Annotated in this window: 19 protein-coding genes; 13 read left to right on the forward strand and 6 right to left on the reverse strand. The window is 68.1% G+C overall.

Going from position 1 to position 16,273, the window contains the following annotated elements; genetic code table 11:
• The first annotated feature begins 63 nt into the window (after positions 1–63).
• The 7 genes from BMW87_RS13915 (at position 64) to BMW87_RS13945 (ending at position 7,073) form a co-directional block, all read left to right on the forward strand.
• The gene (locus BMW87_RS13915; protein ID WP_093076896.1) at positions 64–942 is read left to right on the forward strand and encodes a GNAT family N-acetyltransferase; all 879 of its coding nucleotides are present in this window, start codon (positions 64–66) and stop codon (positions 940–942) included.
• 93 nt (positions 943–1,035) lie between these two features.
• Positions 1,036–1,968, forward strand: a complete 933-nt coding sequence (locus BMW87_RS13920) for a 2-hydroxyacid dehydrogenase (RefSeq protein WP_093076898.1) — start codon at positions 1,036–1,038, stop codon at positions 1,966–1,968.
• A gap of 162 nt (positions 1,969–2,130) precedes the next feature.
• Complete coding sequence (locus BMW87_RS13925; protein ID WP_093076900.1) at positions 2,131–3,534, forward strand: aspartate aminotransferase family protein; 1,404 nt, start codon at positions 2,131–2,133, stop codon at positions 3,532–3,534.
• Positions 3,535–3,612: 78 nt separating this feature from the next.
• Entirely contained in the window at positions 3,613–4,107 is a 495-nt protein-coding gene (locus tag BMW87_RS13930; RefSeq protein WP_007828485.1) for an Lrp/AsnC family transcriptional regulator, read from the forward strand.
• A gap of 19 nt (positions 4,108–4,126) precedes the next feature.
• Positions 4,127–4,507 carry a (2Fe-2S)-binding protein gene (locus BMW87_RS13935; RefSeq protein WP_093076901.1) on the forward strand — a complete coding sequence of 127 codons (381 nt, stop codon included), beginning with the start codon at positions 4,127–4,129 and terminating at the stop codon, positions 4,505–4,507.
• On the forward strand, positions 4,504–5,919 hold the full coding sequence (locus BMW87_RS13940; RefSeq protein WP_093053913.1) for an FAD/NAD(P)-dependent oxidoreductase: 1,416 nt from the start codon (positions 4,504–4,506) through the stop codon (positions 5,917–5,919). Before BMW87_RS13935 ends, BMW87_RS13940 begins: the two co-directional genes overlap by 4 nt.
• Positions 5,916–7,073: an NAD(P)/FAD-dependent oxidoreductase gene (locus tag BMW87_RS13945; RefSeq protein WP_093076903.1), complete on the forward strand. Its 1,158-nt coding sequence runs from the start codon at positions 5,916–5,918 to the stop codon at positions 7,071–7,073. Before BMW87_RS13940 ends, BMW87_RS13945 begins: the two co-directional genes overlap by 4 nt.
• Positions 7,074–7,088: 15 nt before the next feature.
• Here the strand turns inward: BMW87_RS13945 and BMW87_RS13950 are convergent, their stop codons facing one another.
• The 4 genes from BMW87_RS13950 to BMW87_RS13965 all read right to left on the reverse strand — a co-directional run bounded on the left by BMW87_RS13950 (position 7,089) and on the right by BMW87_RS13965 (position 9,419).
• A complete protein-coding gene (locus BMW87_RS13950; RefSeq protein WP_093076905.1) occupies positions 7,089–7,442 on the reverse strand; it encodes a cupin domain-containing protein in 354 nt (117 codons plus the stop codon).
• A 5-nt stretch (positions 7,443–7,447) separates the two neighbouring features.
• Positions 7,448–8,146: an HAD-IA family hydrolase gene (locus BMW87_RS13955; protein WP_093076906.1), complete on the reverse strand. Its 699-nt coding sequence runs from the start codon at positions 8,144–8,146 to the stop codon at positions 7,448–7,450.
• A gap of 139 nt (positions 8,147–8,285) precedes the next feature.
• On the reverse strand, positions 8,286–8,684 hold the full coding sequence (locus tag BMW87_RS13960) for a GFA family protein (RefSeq protein ID WP_093076908.1): 399 nt from the start codon (positions 8,682–8,684) through the stop codon (positions 8,286–8,288).
• Positions 8,685–8,705: 21 nt separating this feature from the next.
• Complete coding sequence (locus BMW87_RS13965) at positions 8,706–9,419, reverse strand: YebC/PmpR family DNA-binding transcriptional regulator (protein ID WP_093076909.1); 714 nt, start codon at positions 9,417–9,419, stop codon at positions 8,706–8,708.
• Positions 9,420–9,531: 112 nt separating this feature from the next.
• On the opposite strand from BMW87_RS13965, the gene BMW87_RS13970 reads away from it, so the two are divergent.
• The 5 genes from BMW87_RS13970 (at position 9,532) to BMW87_RS13990 (ending at position 14,167) form a co-directional block, all read left to right on the forward strand.
• Positions 9,532–11,235 carry a M14 family zinc carboxypeptidase gene (locus BMW87_RS13970; RefSeq protein WP_093076911.1) on the forward strand — a complete coding sequence of 568 codons (1,704 nt, stop codon included), beginning with the start codon at positions 9,532–9,534 and terminating at the stop codon, positions 11,233–11,235.
• Between the two features lie 95 nt (positions 11,236–11,330).
• Positions 11,331–12,167, forward strand: a complete 837-nt coding sequence (locus tag BMW87_RS13975; protein ID WP_093076912.1) for an isocitrate lyase/PEP mutase family protein — start codon at positions 11,331–11,333, stop codon at positions 12,165–12,167.
• A gap of 42 nt (positions 12,168–12,209) precedes the next feature.
• Positions 12,210–12,956 carry an energy-coupling factor ABC transporter ATP-binding protein gene (locus tag BMW87_RS13980; RefSeq protein ID WP_093076914.1) on the forward strand — a complete coding sequence of 249 codons (747 nt, stop codon included), beginning with the start codon at positions 12,210–12,212 and terminating at the stop codon, positions 12,954–12,956.
• The gene (locus BMW87_RS13985; RefSeq protein WP_093076915.1) at positions 12,949–13,542 is read left to right on the forward strand and encodes an energy-coupling factor transporter transmembrane component T family protein; all 594 of its coding nucleotides are present in this window, start codon (positions 12,949–12,951) and stop codon (positions 13,540–13,542) included. Before BMW87_RS13980 ends, BMW87_RS13985 begins: the two co-directional genes overlap by 8 nt.
• A 31-nt stretch (positions 13,543–13,573) precedes the next feature.
• Entirely contained in the window at positions 13,574–14,167 is a 594-nt protein-coding gene (locus BMW87_RS13990) for a biotin transporter BioY (RefSeq protein WP_093076917.1), read from the forward strand.
• Position 14,168: 1 nt separating this feature from the next.
• Here BMW87_RS13990 and BMW87_RS13995 read toward each other — a convergent pair whose 3' ends face one another.
• Positions 14,169–14,645, reverse strand: coding sequence for a DUF6314 family protein (locus BMW87_RS13995; protein WP_093076918.1), 477 nt, complete (start codon positions 14,643–14,645; stop codon positions 14,169–14,171).
• 251 nt (positions 14,646–14,896) lie between these two features.
• On the opposite strand from BMW87_RS13995, the gene BMW87_RS14000 reads away from it, so the two are divergent.
• Complete coding sequence (locus BMW87_RS14000) at positions 14,897–15,277, forward strand: helicase SNF2 (protein ID WP_093076920.1); 381 nt, start codon at positions 14,897–14,899, stop codon at positions 15,275–15,277.
• Positions 15,278–15,362: 85 nt separating this feature from the next.
• Here BMW87_RS14000 and BMW87_RS14005 read toward each other — a convergent pair whose 3' ends face one another.
• Positions 15,363–16,124: a hypothetical protein gene (locus tag BMW87_RS14005; protein ID WP_256216758.1), complete on the reverse strand. Its 762-nt coding sequence runs from the start codon at positions 16,122–16,124 to the stop codon at positions 15,363–15,365.
• Positions 16,125–16,273 lie beyond the last annotated feature (149 nt).

A 16,273-nucleotide genomic window follows, 5' to 3' on the forward strand; every position in this document is an offset into this window, starting at 1 on the left:
GGCACCGTGCGCCGATGTCGTCCAAGATGGAAGGAACATCCTCTTCGCTACCGAGACCTTTCAATGCCCGATCAGACCCCGAATGCACCCACCGGAGACGGCGTGGTGCTGAGACCGATGACGCCTGCCGACCTGCCGTTCGCACAGGCGCTGACCGACCTGTTGCGCTGGCCGCATCGGCTGGCGGACTGGGCGCAGGTGTTCGCGCATGCCGAGGGCATCGTGGCCGAGCGCGACGGCGAGATCATCGGCTGTGCCCTGCGCTGGCTCTGGGGCGAACGCCACGCCACCCTCGGCCTCGTGGTCGTGACGCCAGCCTGCCAGGGGCGGCGCATCGGGCATCGCCTGATGAGCGCACTGCTCGACGGCCTGGAAGACCGCACGGTGCTGCTGCATGCCACCGCCGAAGGTCGCGGCCTCTACGAGCGGCTGGGGTTCGTGCGCACCGGCGAATTGCGGCAGCACCAGGGCATCGCGCAGTCGGCGCCGCTGGTGGCCTTGCAGCCAGGCTGGCGTCTGCGGCCTGCCGGTGTTCACGAGGCAGCAGCGCTGCAGGCCCTCGACGCGGCGGCGCGTGGCATGCCGCGCGATGCATTGATTGCCGACCTGCTGTCCACCGCCGATGCCTGCGTGGTGCTCGACCATGACAACGAACCGCGCGGCTTTGCGATGCTGCGTCGCTTCGGGCGCGGGCATTCGATCGGGCCGGTGGTTGCGCCTGATGTCGACGGTGCGAAGGCGTTGGTCGCGCATCTGGCCAGTGTGAATGCCGGGCACTTCACGCGCATCGACATCGACTTCGACAGTGGGCTGTCTGAGTGCCTGGAGAGCATCGGGCTGCTGCGTGTGGATGCGCCTACGACGATGGTGCGTGGTGCGCCGCTTGTCACTCCGGCGGGTGGTCCTTCGCTCTTTGCCATCGTTACTCAGGCTGTTGGATGAGCGCTTGCTGTTCGGGGTGCGATCACGCCGACGGGAGTACCCGGTGTCATTCGCACGCACCCTGAACGTGTTCCCAGCTGAGTCCAGTCAATCATGAAAACTACCTTCCTCTACAAATCCGACCCGGCAAGAGGCCGCCTGTGGGCCGAAGTGTTCAGCCGCCGCGCCCCCGACATCGACTTCCGCATCTGGCCCGACATCGGCGACCCAGCGCAGGTGCGCTTCCTCGCAGCCTGGGAGCCGCCGGAAGATCTGGCAACGCGCTTTCCCAATCTGGAAGTGCTGTTTTCTTCCGGCGCGGGCGTCGACCAGTTCGACTTCGCAGCGCTTCCGGCCTCGTTGCCAATCGTGCGCATGGTGGAGCCCGGCATCGTGCGCGGCATGGTCGAGTACGTGACGCATGCTGTGCTTGGCCTGCATCGCGACATGCCGCAATACCGGCGCCAGCAGCAGGAGGGCCTGTGGAGGCCGCTGCCCGTGCGGCCCGCTGGTGAACGGCGCATCGGCGTGCTCGGATTGGGCTCGCTCGGGCAGGCCGTGCTGGCGCAGCTTGTTGCGCTGGGCTTCGACTGCGCAGGGTGGAGCCGTTCGCGGCACGAGGTCGACGGCGTGCAATGCCATGCCGGCGCCGATGAGCTGCCGGCCTTTCTGGCGCGCACCGACATCCTCGTGTGCCTGCTGCCTCTGACCGATTCGACACGCGGCTTTCTCGATGCGCGGCTGTTTTCGTTGCTGCCCACGGGCGCCGGGCTGGTGCATGTGGGGCGCGGGCCGCAGCTTGTGGATGCCGACCTGCTGGCCGCGCTCGCAAGCGGGCAGATCGGCGATGCGGTGCTCGACGTGACCGACCCCGAGCCGCTGCCGCTGGAGCACGCCTTCTGGCGCCATCCGCGCATCCAGCTCACGCCGCACATCGCGAGCATGACGCAGCCGCTGAGCGCGGCGGAAGTGGTGCTCGACAACCTCGAGCGCTTCGAAGCCGGCGAGCCGATGCTCGGGCTGGTCGATCGCGCGCGTGGGTATTGAAGACGGGAAGAAGGAAGACCGACCGCACGATCTGCTGCGTGCCATGCACACAACCGCAGCCTGCTTTGTGCGGCACCCCCAAAGCAGCACCACCTCGTGCGGTGCGCCGCCTAAGCTGAGGGCATCGAAAGCTCCTTCGCTCTCGCTCCCTCCAACACTGCCATGACGCACCCCACCGCATTGCCCCACCAAGCCGCGCTCGACGCAATCGACCGCGCGCATCTCATCCACCCCGTCTCGCCCTGGCGCGTGCACGAGCAGCGCGGCCCCACCGTGCTGTCTTCGGGCCGTGGTGCCTGGCTGACCGATGGCAACGGCCACGAACTGCTCGACGCCTTTGCGGGCCTGTGGTGCGTGAACGTGGGCTACGGGCAGGAGAGCGTGGTGCAGGCCGCCACCGAGCAGATGCGCAAGCTGCCGTACGCGACCGGCTACTTCCACTTCAGCAGCGAGCCGGCCATCCGCCTTGCTGAAAAACTGGTGCAGATCACGCCCGCCTCGCTGACCCGCGTGTACCTCACGCTGGGTGGCTCCGAGGCGGTCGATGCCGCCGTGCGCTTCATCGTGCAGTACTACAACGCGACCGGCCGGCCGTCGAAAAAGCAGTTCATTTCGCTGGAGCGCGGCTACCACGGCTCGTCGTCCACCGGCGCGGGCCTCACGGCGCTGCCGGCCTTTCATCGCGGCTTCGACCTGCCGCTGCCCACGCAGCACTACATTGCGTCGCCCTACGCCTATCGCCATGCCGACGGCGCCGACCCGCAGGCGCTGATCGCCTCGTCGGTCGCGGCCTTGCGCGCCAAGGTGGCCGAGCTGGGCGCGGACAACGTGGCTGCCTTCTTCTGCGAACCCATCCAAGGCTCGGGCGGCGTCATCGTGCCGCCCAAGGGCTGGCTGAAGGCCATGCGCGAGGCCGCGCGCGAGCTCGACATCCTCTTCGTCGTGGACGAAGTCATCACCGGCTTCGGCCGCACCGGTCCCATGTTCGCCTGCGAAGCCGAAGGCGTGGAGCCCGACCTGATGACCATGGCCAAGGGCCTCACGGCCGGCTACGTGCCGATGGGCGCGACCATGATGTCGGAGAAGGTCTACGCCGGCATCGCCGACGGCGCGCCCGAGGGCGCCTCCGTCGGCCACGGCGCGACCTATTCGGCGCACCCGGTCGGCGCCGCTGTTGCGCTCGAAGTGCTGCGGCTCTACGAGGAAGGCGGCATCCTTGCCAACGGCCAGCGCGGCGCGGCGCACTTTGCCGCCGGGCTCGATGCGCTGCTCGCGCATCCGCTGGTGGGCGATTCGCGCCACCGCGGCCTGCTGGGCGCGCTGGAGCTGGTGAGCGACAAGGCCAGCAAGCGCCGTTTCGATGCGGCGCTGGGGCTGTCCGACCGCATCTTCGCCGCCGGCTACCGCAACGGCCTGGTGTTCCGCTCATTCGGCGACCACATCCTCGGCTTTGCGCCTGCGCTCACCTTCACCGAGGACGAGTTTGCGCAGATGTTCGCGCGGCTGAAGAAGACGCTCGACGAAGTGCTGGAAGCACCCGACGTCCGCGCCGCGATGGCGGCCTGAGCGAACAGGCACGCAAAGCCCGCAAGACCGGCGGCCAACGACGCAGAATCGGGCTTTCTCTCGTTATCAGGCACCGCCATGTCAGAAGCTTTCAAGATCGACCGACTCGACCTTCGCATCCTGGCCCAGTTGCAGAAGAACGGGCGCATGACCAACGTCGACCTGGCGGATGCGGTGGGGCTCTCGCCCAGCCCCTGCCTCATTCGCGTGAAGCGGCTGGAGCAGGCCGGCTACATCGCCGGCTACGGCGCGCACCTTCGGCTCGAGAAACTCGGCGACACGCTGACCGTGTTCACCGAGGTCACGCTGTCTGACCACCACCGCGAGGACTTCGTGCGCTTCGAGGCTGCGATCCGCGAGGTCGACGAGGTACTCGAATGCCACCTGGTCAGCGGCGGCTACGACTACCTGTTGCGCTTTCTCACCCGCGGCGTGAATCACTACCAGGAAGTGATCGAAGGGCTGCTCGAACGCAACATCGGCATCGCGAAGTACTTCAGCTACATCGTCATCAAGTCGCCGTTCATCAAGACGCACTGTCCGATCGAACGGCTTTTTCCTCACGAGCGCTGACCGGCGCCTTCGACCGTCCATGCCTGAACCAAAGCCTCGCTTCCAGCCGCCAGCCCGCTTCGTGCGGCTCGCGGAAACCGACCGGCCCGCGCTGACCCTGCACATCGACGGCGAAGCCCGCACCGCGCTGGCCGGCGACACGCTGCTGGTGGCGCTGCTGAGCAACGGACGACGCGTGCGCGACAGCGAGTTCGGCGACGGGCCGCGCGCCGGCTTCTGCCTGATGGGCGCCTGCCAGGACTGCTGGGTGTGGACACCGGCCGGCGAGCGCCTGCGCGCCTGCTCGACGCCGGTGGAAGAGGGCATGTCGGTGTTCACGCGCCCGCCGGCGGACCACTGGTTGCCGACACCGGACCTGCAGCAGTCGCTGGCTCGCCATGCGCCGGAGGGTGGGGCATGAGCGGGGCGCCTCCTTCTTTTCCTTCTGCTTCGCCACGCATCGTCGTGGTCGGCACCGGCCCCGCCGGCGTGCGCGCCGCGCAGGCGCTGGTGCGCGCTGGCGTGCGGCCCATCGTCGTCGACGAAAGCCGGCGCGACGGCGGCCAGATCTACCGCCGCCAGCCCGAGGGATTCAAGCGCCCTTATGCCAAGCTTTACGGCACCGAGGCCGAAAAAGCGCAGGCGCTGCACAGCGACTTCGACGCGCTGCGCGACCATGTCGACTACCGCGGCGACACGCTGGCCTGGAACGTGAGCGAAGGCGCGCTGCATGTCGTGCATGCCGGCGAGCCGCAGACGCTGCCCTTCGATGCCTTGCTGGTGTGCAGCGGCGCGACCGATCGGCTGATGCCCGTGGCGGGCTGGCACCGCGCCGGCTGCTACAGCCTTGGTGCTTCGCAGATCGCGCTGAAGGCGCAGGCCTGCGCCATAGGTTCGCGCGTCGTCTTCATGGGCAGCGGCCCGCTGCTGTACCTCGTGGCCTCGCAGTACGTGCAGGCCGGCGCGCGGGTGGCAGCGGTGCTCGACACCGCACCGGCCGCCAAGCCCTGGGGCGCCGTGGCCGGTTTGCTTGCAAGACCGCGGTTGGCACTGCGCGGGCTCGCGCTGATTCGCGGCCTGCGCCGCGCGGGCGTGCCGGTGCTGCAGGGCGTGGCGCCGCAGCGCATCGACGGCGACGACAGCCTGGGCGTGCAGGCCGTGGCCGTGCGCGATGCCCAGGGGCGCGAGCAGCGCTTCGAGTGCGATGCCGTGGGCCTCGGCTGGCACCTGCGCGCCGAAACGCAGCTGGCCGACATTGCTCGTTGCGACTTCGAATTCGAGCCGCTGAGCCGGCAGTGGCTGCCGCGCATCGACGCCGATGGCCGCAGCAGCACCAAGGGCGTGTACCTGGCGGGCGACGGCGTTCGCATCCTCGGCGCCGATGGTGCCGAAGCGGCCGGCCGACTGGCAGCGCTCGCCGCGCTGGCCGATCTCGGCCATGCACCGGGCCGTGCGCTCTACGACGCCGAGTCCGCCGCGTTGCGTCGCACGCTGGCGCAGATGAATCGCTTCCGCGAAGGCCTGGCGCGTGCCTTTCCATGGCCGCATGCACAGGCTGCGGCACTGCCCGACGACGCGGTCGTGTGCCGCTGCGAGGCGGTGACGGCAGGCGAACTGCGCCGCTGCGTCAACGAGATGGACAGCCATGAAGTCAACCGCGCCAAGGCCTTCAGCCGCGTCGGCATGGGGCGCTGCCAGGGCCGCTTCTGCGGCCACGCCTCGGCCGAGATCGTGGCGCAGGCCAGCGGCGTGCCGGTGCAACTGGTGGGGCGTTTGCGCTCGCAGGCACCCGTCAAGCCGCTGATGATGAACACGCGCGAGGTGCAGGCATGAGCGATACGACGACCACCACCGACGTGCTGGTGCTCGGCGGCGGCCTGATGGGCACCACCGCCGCCTTCTTCCTGCGCCGCCAGCATGGCCTGTCGGTCACGCTGCTCGAACGCGAGCTCGTGGGCCGCCAGGCCAGCGGCACCAACTTCGGCAATGTGCGCAGGCAGGGCCGCGCGCTGGCGCAGATGCCGCTGGCCAACCGTGCGCGCGCCGTCTGGGGCCGCGTGAAGGAACTGCTCGGCGAAGACCTGGAGTTCGTGCCCTACGGCCACCTGCGCGTCTGCTACACAGAGCAGCAGGCTGCGGTGCTGGAGCAGCACGCGAAAGACGTGAGGCCGCTCGGCCTCGATCTCGAACTATTCGATGCGGAGCATCTGCGCCGGCGCTGGGGCATCTTCGCGCCCGGCATCGTGAGCGGATCGCTGTCGCCGAACGACGGCCACGCCAACCCGCGCCTGGCCGGCCCGGCCTTCGCACGCGCCGCGCGGCGCGCGGGCGCGAACATCGTCGAGCAGGCCGAGGTGATGCAGGTCGAGCGCGATGGCGCGGGCTTCGTCGCCCACACGGCGGACGGCCGGCGCTTTCGCGCGGCGCAGCTTTTTGTAGCCTGCGGCGCGTGGTCGAACCGCATGGCCGAACAGTTCGGCGAAGCCGTGCCGATGGATGCGCGCGGGCCGCAGATGGGCGTGACGGAGCCGCTGCCCTACGCCATCGGGCCGTCGATCGGCATCTCTTCGCCCATCGAGCACGAGGGCCTGTACTTCCGGCAGATCGCGCGCGGCAACATCGTCTTCGGCGGCGGGCTCAAGGGGCCGGCGCATGCGCAGCACATCCGCGCCTACGTGAAGCCCGACAACGTGCTGCGCCAGTTGCGCGAGCTGCGCCGCTTCGTGCCGGCCTTCGAGCACGTGCAACTGATCCGCGTGTGGAGCGGCATCGAGGGCTACACCGCCGACTGGCAACCCGTGATGGGCCCGAGTGCCCGCGTGCCGGGCCTGCACTATGCCTTCGGCTTCAATGGCGAGGGCTTTGCGATCAGCCCGGGCGTGGGCGAGACGATGGCCGAGCTGATCGCAACCGGCCAGACGTCGACGCCGATCGAGAGCTTCTCTATCGGCCGGTTCGCGAATGAGCTGACGAAGCAGGCGGCCTGAGGCCGCTGCTGCCCGCTACTGCGCCATCACGACGAAGACTTTGCGCAGGGTCTCGTGCACATGCCACTCGCCGGTGGTGTGCGCCGGAAAGAACAGCGTGTCGCCCGCGCGAATCTCCAGCGCGGCGCCATCGGTCGGCGTGAATGTGCAGGCACCGGCGAGGATGTGCATGACCTCGGCGTTGGCCAGCTGGCGCTCGAAGCGGCCGGGCTCGCATTGCCAGATGCCGCTCTTGTTGTCACCTGCGCCGGCGAGCTCGACGTCGATGCCGCTCAGCCGGCAGGGTGGCTGACTCAGGGGGCGTGCGGGCGTGCCCTGGTCTTGCAGGCCGCCGATGGTGGCCGACTGGCGAAGGATGGTGATGCCCATGGTGCTCAACGTCCGGCCTCGACCGCATCGGCCAGTTCGGCCAGCGTGTGGAAGTGGTAGTCGGGCACGGTGTGCTTCGACTCGATGGTGCCGCCCGAACCCTTTTGTGCATGCCGTCGCTCGATCCAGCAGGTGGTGATGCCCAATTGCTTGGAGATGCCGATGTCGTGGTACTGGCTTTGCGCCACGTGCAGGTTGTCGGCCTGCTTGTAGCCCCAAGCGCCTTCGAAGCGGCCGCGGGCATAGGCGAAGTAGCGCGCGTCGGGCTTCTCGCACAGCGCGTCGTCGCAGCTCAGCAGCATGTCGAAGGGCGAGCCCAGGGTCTTGTCGAAATGCGCCAGTGCCCAGGCTTGCGCATTGGTCATCGTCACCAGCTTGAAGCGCTTGCCGAGCCGCTTCAGCGCTTCCACCGAATCGGGGAACGCCGGCCATTGCGCGACCGAGTCGCGCAGGCCCTGCGCGATGGCGTCGGTGTCGGGCAAGCCAAGCGCCGGCGCGACGGCGTGCCAGCAGCGCTCCAGGTCGTCGGGGTACCAGCCGGCATTGCCGTCGGCACGCGCGCGCCGGTAGGCGGCGAGGAAGTCGTCGTCGCTCACGTCGGCATCGGGCGCCGCGCTGCGCAGGTAGGCGAGCATGCCGCCCTCGAAATCGATCAGCGTGCCGACGACGTCGAAGGTGAGGACCTTGAAATCTTGCAGGGACATGGAAAAGCTCCGAGGATGAAGAAGAGGACTTCATCGAGCATAGGTGCGCACCCTGCGGGCGCGGGCCCGAACTTGGGCCGCGTCACGGCACAGGATGCGGTTGTCGGCGCCGCGGTGGCATCTTCTTGCGCGGCAGCGCTCAGTTCTCGCCGACGTGGCCCTTGTGCTGCGGCAGGTCGTCCGTGATCGTGAACCACGGCGCCTTCGAGTCGACGAAGATGTGCGCGGTCGGGCGAATCGCTGGCGCATCGACCAGCGTGCCCAGGGTGACGTGCACGAACTGGCCGTCGCGCACCACCGAATAGAGCAGCGAGCCACACTTTGCGCAGTGAATATCGCCCGCGTCCTTCTTGCCGTAGATCATCACCGCGTCTTCGCCCTGCGTAATGGCGAGCTTGCCGCGCTCGATGCCCGCGAAGGGCTTGAAGGCCGAGCCGGTCGCGCGCCGGCAGTCCGAGCAGTGGCAGTTCAGGGCGTAGGCGAATTCATCCGCCACCTTGTAGTGGACGGCGCCGCAGAGGCACTTTCCCGCGAGCATGCGGCCGATGAAGAAGCTGCCTCAGCCCGCCAGGCCCACGAACACGTTCTGCACGTCGTCGTTCGCGTCGATGGCCGCCAGGAAGGTTTCGACTTCTTCCAGGTCTGTCGCGCTCAGGCTCGCCGGATCGACCGGGTTCTTGGGCTTGTAGCCCAGCTTGGCCGATAGCACGGTGAAGCCCTGGGCCGGCAGCGCGCGGCTCACGAGGTCGAGGTCGGTGGGGTCTGTCAGGAAGACCGCGGGGTGGCCTTCGCTGACCGGTTCGAAGTCTTGGGCGCCGGCTTCGATGGCGGCCACTTCGGGGTCGGCGTCGGGTTTGGCGGGTTCGGCTTCGATCATGCCGACGTGGTCGAAGTCCCACGACACCGAGCCCGAGGTGCCCAGCTGGCCCTTGCGGAACAGCACGCGCATTTCAGGCGCGGTGCGGTTCACGTTGTCGGTCAGGCACTCGACCATCACCGGCACGCGGTGCGGCGCGAAGCCTTCGTACATCACATGCTCGAAATGCACGGCCTCGCCAGTGAGGCCCGCGCCTTTCTTGATGGCGCGGTCGAGCGTGTCCTTGGGCATCGAGGCCTTGCGCGCCTGCTCCACGACCAGCCGAAGACGCGAGTTGGAGGCCGGATCGGCGCCGTTGCGCGCGGCCATCATGATTTCCTTGGCGAGCTTGCTGAACAGCCGGCCCTTGGCATTGGCCGCCAGATCCTTGTGTTTCGCTTTCCATTGGGCGCCCATGTCTGTTTCCTTGAATGTGTGTTGTGCGTGCGGCCGTGTCTGGCAGGCTCCTGGCTTTGCAGAAAGAAGGGCTGGATGACCGGATCGGGGCGACTACTGTAGCCTTCTTCCCATGACTGCTGCACACGAAAACCAGTACCCCACGCCGTTCGAGTCCGGCAACGGCAACCAGACCACCACCTGGGCCGAATGCATCGCCTTCTACGAGCGGCTGGCCGGGCAATTTCCCGGCGTGCTGCGCTGGGGCGAGATCGGCGTGTCGGACACCGGCGTTCCCCTTCACGCCGGCGTGGTCACTGCCGACGGCGTGTTCGATCGCGACACGCTCAAGCAGCAGCGCCGCCCGGTGTTCTTCAATAACAACGGCATCCACCCCGGCGAGCCCGAGGGCATCGACGCCTGCATGGCGCTGGTGCGCGATTTCTGCACGCAGCCCGGGCGGTTGGCGGCGCTGGGCGACACGGTGTTTTTGTTCATTCCCGTCTACAACGTGGACGGCTGTATCAACCGGCAGAACACCTCGCGCGTGAACCAGCTCGGGCCCGAATCTTTCGGCTTCCGCGGCAACGGCCGGCACCTGGACCTGAACCGCGACTTCATCAAGTGCGACAGCCTGGCCGCGCAGGTGTTCAACCGCTTCTTCACCGCGTGGGACCCGGATGTGATGGTCGACACCCACACCTCCAACGGCGCGGACTACAGCTACACCATGACGCTGATCCCGACCCAGCCCGACAAGCTGGGCGGCGGGCTCGGGCAGTTCCTGCGCGAAAGCATGCTGCCTGCGATCTACGGCGATATGGCGCAACGCGGCTGGCTCACCTGCCCGTACATGAACCTGCTGGCCGAGACGCCCGACGACGGCATCGAGGACTTCCTCGACCTGCCGCGCTTTTCCACCGGCTATGCGGCGCTGCACCACACCATCGGCTTCATGCCCGAGACCCACATGCTCAAGCCCTTTGCCGACCGCGTGGCTTCCATGCGGACGCTGGTCGATGTGGTGCTGGAATTCACCGTCGCGCATGCGGCGCAGATTCAGAATCTGCGCCGCGACGCCAAGGCTGCTGCAGCGCAGCAGGCGCGCTGGCCGCTGACATGGCGCAACGACCGCAGCCGGCCGGCGAGCCTTCGCTTCAAGGGCTATCGCGCGGTTCGCACGCCGAGCCGGCTCGGGAACTACGAGCGCCTGGCCTACGACCGCAGCCAGCCCTGGGAGAAAGACATCGTGCACTTCGATCGCTGCGTGGAAGACCTGGCGGTCGCGGCGCCCAAGGCCTACCTGGTGCCCCAGGCCTGGCGCGAAGTGATCGAGCGCCTGCAATGGAACGGCGTCGAGCTGCGGCGCCTGGAAGCGGACCAGTTGTTCGATGCAGCCCGGGTGTACCGCGTGCAGAGCGTGACCTCGCGCGCGAGCGCCTACGAAGGCCACATGTTCCATGACCAGCTGGTGCTCGCCACGCACACCGAGCGCTTCCAGGCGCGCGTGGGCGACGTGCTGGTGCCACTGGACCAACCCAACGCCCGCTACGCGGTCGAGACGCTGGAGCCCGAAGCCCACGACAGCTTCTTCCGCTGGGGCTTCTTTAATAGCGTGCTGGAGAAGAAGGAGAACTTCTCGGCCTATGTCTTCGAGGACACCGCGCTGCGCATGCTGGAGGACGAGCCCGCGCTGAAGCGCCAGTTCGAGCAGTGGAAGGCGGACAACCCCGAGAAGCTGTCTGACCAGCAGGCTGTGCTGGGCTTTCTCTTTGCGCACGGCCGGCGCCATGCGGAGCCGGGGTGGCGGCGCTATCCGGTGGTCGGGCTGATGTAGGCAGGTCGCGGCGCGGACAGCAGTTTTTTCCAAGTCCCGGCGGCGCATTGCGTCTAGGCTGCGGTCATCCTTCAACTCCTTTGGAACGACCAGACATGCGATCCAGCGACGCGCAACAGAAGACAGATGCCTTTCACCGGCTGCACGCCGGCCCTGATCCATTGGTTCTCGTGAACGCCTGGGACGCCGCCAGCGCCCGCATCGTCGAGCGCGCCGGCGCAAGCGCCATCGGAACCACCAGCGCGGGCATGGCCTGGTCGCTTGGCTACGCGGACGGCGAGCGCATGCCCGTCAGCGAGCTGATCGCAGCCTGCGAGCGCATCTGCCGCGTGACGGGAGTGCCGGTGAGCGTGGACATCGAACAGGGTTACGGCGACAGCACGCAGGCGGTGGGCGACGTGGCAAGCGCGCTGATCGGCATGGGCGCGGCCGGCATCAACATCGAGGACGGCACACGGCCGGGCACGCGCGAGCTGGCGGCGCCCGAGGTGATGTGCGAGCGCATCGCCGCCATCCGCAAGCTCGATGCGCGCTTTTTCATCAACGCGCGCACCGACGTCTACTTCGTGCCCTGGAACGACCCGGTGGCACGATTCGAAGAGGCGCTGCGCCGCGCACAGCTTTACGCGGCGGCGGGCGCGGACGGCGTTTTCGTGCCCGGCATGTCCAATCTTGAAGAAATCGAGCGGCTGTCTGGCGCGCTGAGCCTGCCTGTGAACGTGTACGCGGGCTATGCCGGCGCACCCTCGGCCGATGGCCTGGCACGCGCCGGTGCACGGCGCATCAGCCTGGGCTGCGGCCCGCTGCAGTCGGCGCTGGGGCTTGTGGACCGCATCGCCAAGGAGGCCTTCGAGCATGGCCGCTTCGGCACGATGGGCGAGGGCATGCTGTCGGTTGGCGAGATCAACGGGCTTTTTGCCGCCACTGCCTGAGCTCCTTGGCCCCATGGCGCGTTCGGGTACAGTGGGCGCCCCTTGCCGCAGCCGACCCCGCCCGAAACCAGTTCCCCGCACAGCATCCGCCTCGAGGCGGTGACGCTGGTGCGCGGCAACCAGCATGTCTTCGAGGGGCTGACGCTCAGCCTGCAGGAGACGCGCATTGGCCTGATCGGCGACAACGGAGCCGGCAAGAGCAGCCTGTTCCGCCTCATCAGCGGACTCGATCAGCCGCAGCAGGGGCGCGTGGTCGTGCATGGCTGCGACACGCAGGCCGACCGCAGGCAGCTGTCGAAGCACGTGGGGCTGATGTTCCAGAACCCCGACGACCAGATCATCTTTCCGACCGTGGCCGAGGAACTGGCGTTCAGCCTCACGGCGCGCGGTGAAACACGGCAGGCGGCGCGGCAGCAGGCGCGCGATTTTCTTGCGCAGCGCGGGCTCGAAGCCTGGGCCGGGCGCGCCGTGGGCGAGCTGAGCCAGGGGCAGCGCCAGCAGGTGTGCCTGCTGGCCTTGCAGATCAGCGAGCCCGCCACGCTGCTGCTCGACGAGCCCTTTGCCAGCCTCGACCTGCTGAGCCAGGCGCGATTGGCCGCGCAGCTCGAGGCGAGCGACCACCAGATCCTCGTGTCCACGCACCTGCTCGAACACGTCTACGACTTCGAACGCGTGCTGTGGCTCGAACAAGGCAAGGTGCGCGCCGACGGGCCGGGCCGCGAAGTGTGCGAGGCCTATGCCGAGAACGTGCGCGAGCGCGCTGCGGCAGAGCGGGGTCGCCATGCGTAGCCTCTATTCGGAGCAGCCGACGTGGATGCATGCGATTGCGGCGTGGGTCAAGCTCGCGGTGCTGTCGGTGTGCGGCACGCTGCTGGTGCTGGTCGAGCGGCCGGTGCATCTGGCCGTTGCCTGTGCGGTGGTGCTGCTGATCTTCGTCTCGCTCGGGCCACCTGCGTGGCGCCGGGTGCGCATGCTGGTCGGCGTGGCGGTCGCTGGCGGGCTGATCGTCGGCTTCCACTGGGCGATGGGCACGACCCCGCTCGGCGTGGCCAGCGCATTGCGCCTTGCCAGCGCGGCCACGCTCGCGCTGATGCTCACGCTGACCACGCGCTTCGAAGACCTGCTGGCGGTGCTCGAAGCGGTGCTGCATCCGCTGCAGCGCCTTGGCGTGCCGACCGAGCGGATCGCACTGGGCCTTGGCCTGATGCTGCGCTTCGCCGAAAATTTCTATGTGCAGTGGCAGCGCCTCGACGACGCCTACCGCGCGCGTTCAGGCCACGGCGGCGGCCTGCGGCTGCTGGCGCCGCTGACCATCCGCACGCTGCAGACGGCGGAGCGCGTGGCCGATGCGCTGGCCGCGCGGCTCGGGCGCTGAGCTTCCTTCCTTTTCCTAGATAGCGATTGCCATGACCACCACTTCAGGCTCCCTCACTTCGTCCCGCTCCCTGTCGTACATCGCGCTGTTCGCAGCGCTGATGGCGGTGTTCGGCCTGATCCCGAAGATCGACCTGCCGTTCGGCGTGCCGATCACGCTGCAGTCGCTGGGCGTGATGCTGGCGGGCTGCCTGCTCGGGCCGCGCCGTGGGTTCCTGGCGATTGCGCTGTTCCTGCTCGCGGTGGCACTGGGCCTGCCGCTGCTGCCCGGCGGCCGCGGCGGCCTGAGCGTGTTCGTGGCGCCGGCCGGGGGCTTCCTGTTCGGCTGGATGTTCGGGGCCCTTGCCTGCGGCTTGCTGATGCGCCTTGCCGTGCGTCGCATGGCCGGGGCCACGGGCGTGGGGCTGCTGGTTGGGGCTTTTGTGTCGTCGGTGGTCGGCGGGATCGTCGTGGTCTACGGCTTCGGCATCGTCGGGCTTTCGTTGATCGCCCATATGTCGCTGCCGCAGGCCGCGCTGGCCATGCTGGTGTTCATTCCCGGCGACCTGATCAAGTGCGGCATCTGCGCGATGCTCGTGCAGACGGTGATGCGCGGCATGCCGGGCTGGCGGCTCGACCGCGACTGAGCTACTTGCCGCGTCGCCTGAACACGGTGGCCGAGAGGTAGTCCTTGCGCGGGCCGTGGACCGTGTGGCGGATGGCGAAGGAGCCGTCCGCCAGAAAGCGGTAGCTGCTGTCGTAGGTGTCGGGCGTGCACAGGTGCGTGGCCGAACCGGCGAGCGCATCGCCGTCGCGCATGATGCCGATGGCGTGGAACAGGCGCGGCGGGGTTTCGGCAAAGTGCACCACGAAGCCGCCCGGGGCGCGCTCGAAGAGGTATTCGCGGTGGCCGTCGAATTCCTTGCCGTCGGCAAGGCGGATCCGGCCCTCTTCGCGGTACTTCAGCATCCCTGTCTCGAGCGGCGTGAGCACGGCTGTGCCGGTCATGGAGGCCTGGCCCTCGATGGTTCGTTCCAGGTCCCATGCACCCACCAGCCTGTCGAAGACAGTGTCCGCAGTGCCCCAGGGGGGCGGGGGTGGAAAGGCAGGGGCCGGCGCGCTCATGCAAAGACTCTACGACAAGCCCTGATCTCCCTTTGGAGCAGCTGATTGTTTCCACTTCGTGAACGCCGTGGTTCTTTTCTCTAAGGGTTTTTACTTAGACAACGGCGCACAATTCATCTCACAGACCGGCCCCAAAGCCGATCTGGGTGAACAGGGCCCCGAGCGAGGTGGCCGCCCCCGGAGGGACGGTGACCCACCCAAGACCGGTTCGAAATCATCCAAAGAACTGAAACGAATTGAAGGACATCCAAATGACCGCCTCTAAGCTCCTCTCCGCTATCTCCATCGCCCTGCTGGCCGCTGCCGGTGCCGCACACGCTGAAACGTATGAAGGCGTGCACCAAGTGACCTCGGCCGCCAGCCGCGCCGACGTTGCCGGCCAGGCCGTGGTTGCAGCCCATAGCGCCAACCCCTATGCCACCGGCGCCGACGCAGGCCCCGCTCGCGTGACCGTCTCGACGACCAGCCGTGCCGCCGTTCGCGCCGATGCAGTTGCCGCTGCACACAGCGCTGACCCTTATGCCGAAGGCGCTGCCGCTGGTGTCGCACCGGTCGTGGCAAGCACGGTCGACCGCGCCGCGGTGCGTGCCGCAGCCCGCGCTGCCGCTCGCGGTGACGCACTGCCGCTGTAATCACTCCCCCGACAGGGGCTGAGACAAAAGGCCGGGCCATGCGATGCATGGCCCGGCCTTTTTGCGTCTGGCTTGCTGCGCCTGGTCAGCGCGCGGGCAGCGGCCGCAGCGCGGCGATGAGGAAAGGCGCGTTGTCGTCGTCGGTCGGGTCGTGCAGTTCGACGAACCATTGCGCGGCGTTGCCGTATCCGGAGCCTGCGCTGAGTTCGCAGGCATAGAGCAGCCGCCCTGCCCGCGCATCCTCCCGGGACGCGATGGCTTCATCGCAGCACTCATCGACCAGCGACCCCGTGCCATCGGGCGCATCGACGAGGGACCGTCGCATCAGCCGCATGACGATGCGTTCCGGCGCCACCGTGCGTTCGCCTTCCCGCGCAATGGGCACCGTCGCGCGCAGCCGCAGTTCGAACGGCTCGCCGACGCGAAAGCCTTCCCCGCGCTCCAGCGATATGTTCTCCAGCGCCACGCGCACCCGGCGGCGCTCGCGCAGCCTCGTGACGACGAGCAGCACCGCCGACACCGAGAAGACCCCGAAGAACGGCAGACCCACCGCCAGCCAGAGCCATTGCCAGCCACCGGCCAGCGCCCAGGTCATTGCCTGGAAGCCGAAGACCGCCATGAACACCAGCACCGCGAGCGCGACCAGCCATGCGGCCCAGTCGGCGGCCGACTTCGGCGCGCGCTCCGTGGCCTGCGGCGCGCGCGAGGTCCATTCGGTGGGCAGCCTTTCGTCGTCCGGCTGGGCGATCGGGTCGATGGATGAATGGCGCTGCAGCATGAAGAGCCGCCGAGCATAGCCAGTCGCGCAGCAAGCAGGCAGCACCACGCCGGTGCGGCCCCCGGCCATGTGGCGGAGCTGCCTTCGCCAAAAGGCGCATTGCCTTGCCACGGCGCATCCTTCATGATTGCGCGGCGCGGAAGGGGTGGCCGCAAGACTTCATGCTTTCGCATTAGTGCGTCATCGTGGTGCGGCCGGGTGAAAATACGAGCACGCTT

It is taken from the genome of Variovorax sp. OV084 (assembly GCF_900111625.1).
Taxonomy (GTDB): domain Bacteria; phylum Pseudomonadota; class Gammaproteobacteria; order Burkholderiales; family Burkholderiaceae_C; genus Variovorax.

Excerpts from the sequence above, each read along its gene's own strand:
- BMW87_RS13995 (WP_093076918.1), bottom strand. The coding sequence starts at position 14,645 with ATGAGCGCGCCGGCCCCTGCCTTTCCACCCCCGCCCCCCTGGGGCACT.
- BMW87_RS14005 (WP_256216758.1), bottom strand. The coding sequence starts at position 16,124 with ATGGCCGGGGGCCGCACCGGCGTGGTGCTGCCTGCTTGCTGCGCGACT.
- BMW87_RS13985 (WP_093076915.1), top strand. The coding sequence starts at position 12,949 with ATGCGTAGCCTCTATTCGGAGCAGCCGACGTGGATGCATGCGATTGCG.
- BMW87_RS13940 (WP_093053913.1), top strand. The coding sequence starts at position 4,504 with ATGAGCGGGGCGCCTCCTTCTTTTCCTTCTGCTTCGCCACGCATCGTC.
- BMW87_RS13930 (WP_007828485.1), top strand. The coding sequence starts at position 3,613 with ATGTCAGAAGCTTTCAAGATCGACCGACTCGACCTTCGCATCCTGGCC.
- BMW87_RS13935 (WP_093076901.1), top strand. The coding sequence starts at position 4,127 with ATGCCTGAACCAAAGCCTCGCTTCCAGCCGCCAGCCCGCTTCGTGCGG.
- BMW87_RS13960 (WP_093076908.1), bottom strand. The coding sequence starts at position 8,684 with ATGCTCGCGGGAAAGTGCCTCTGCGGCGCCGTCCACTACAAGGTGGCG.
- BMW87_RS13965 (WP_093076909.1), bottom strand. The coding sequence starts at position 9,419 with ATGGGCGCCCAATGGAAAGCGAAACACAAGGATCTGGCGGCCAATGCC.
- BMW87_RS13990 (WP_093076917.1), top strand. The coding sequence starts at position 13,574 with ATGACCACCACTTCAGGCTCCCTCACTTCGTCCCGCTCCCTGTCGTAC.
- BMW87_RS13920 (WP_093076898.1), top strand. The coding sequence starts at position 1,036 with ATGAAAACTACCTTCCTCTACAAATCCGACCCGGCAAGAGGCCGCCTG.
- BMW87_RS13915 (WP_093076896.1), top strand. The coding sequence starts at position 64 with ATGCCCGATCAGACCCCGAATGCACCCACCGGAGACGGCGTGGTGCTG.
- BMW87_RS13950 (WP_093076905.1), bottom strand. The coding sequence starts at position 7,442 with ATGGGCATCACCATCCTTCGCCAGTCGGCCACCATCGGCGGCCTGCAA.
- BMW87_RS13955 (WP_093076906.1), bottom strand. The coding sequence starts at position 8,146 with ATGTCCCTGCAAGATTTCAAGGTCCTCACCTTCGACGTCGTCGGCACG.
- BMW87_RS13970 (WP_093076911.1), top strand. The coding sequence starts at position 9,532 with ATGACTGCTGCACACGAAAACCAGTACCCCACGCCGTTCGAGTCCGGC.
- BMW87_RS13945 (WP_093076903.1), top strand. The coding sequence starts at position 5,916 with ATGAGCGATACGACGACCACCACCGACGTGCTGGTGCTCGGCGGCGGC.
- BMW87_RS13925 (WP_093076900.1), top strand. The coding sequence starts at position 2,131 with ATGACGCACCCCACCGCATTGCCCCACCAAGCCGCGCTCGACGCAATC.
- BMW87_RS13975 (WP_093076912.1), top strand. The coding sequence starts at position 11,331 with ATGCGATCCAGCGACGCGCAACAGAAGACAGATGCCTTTCACCGGCTG.
- BMW87_RS14000 (WP_093076920.1), top strand. The coding sequence starts at position 14,897 with ATGACCGCCTCTAAGCTCCTCTCCGCTATCTCCATCGCCCTGCTGGCC.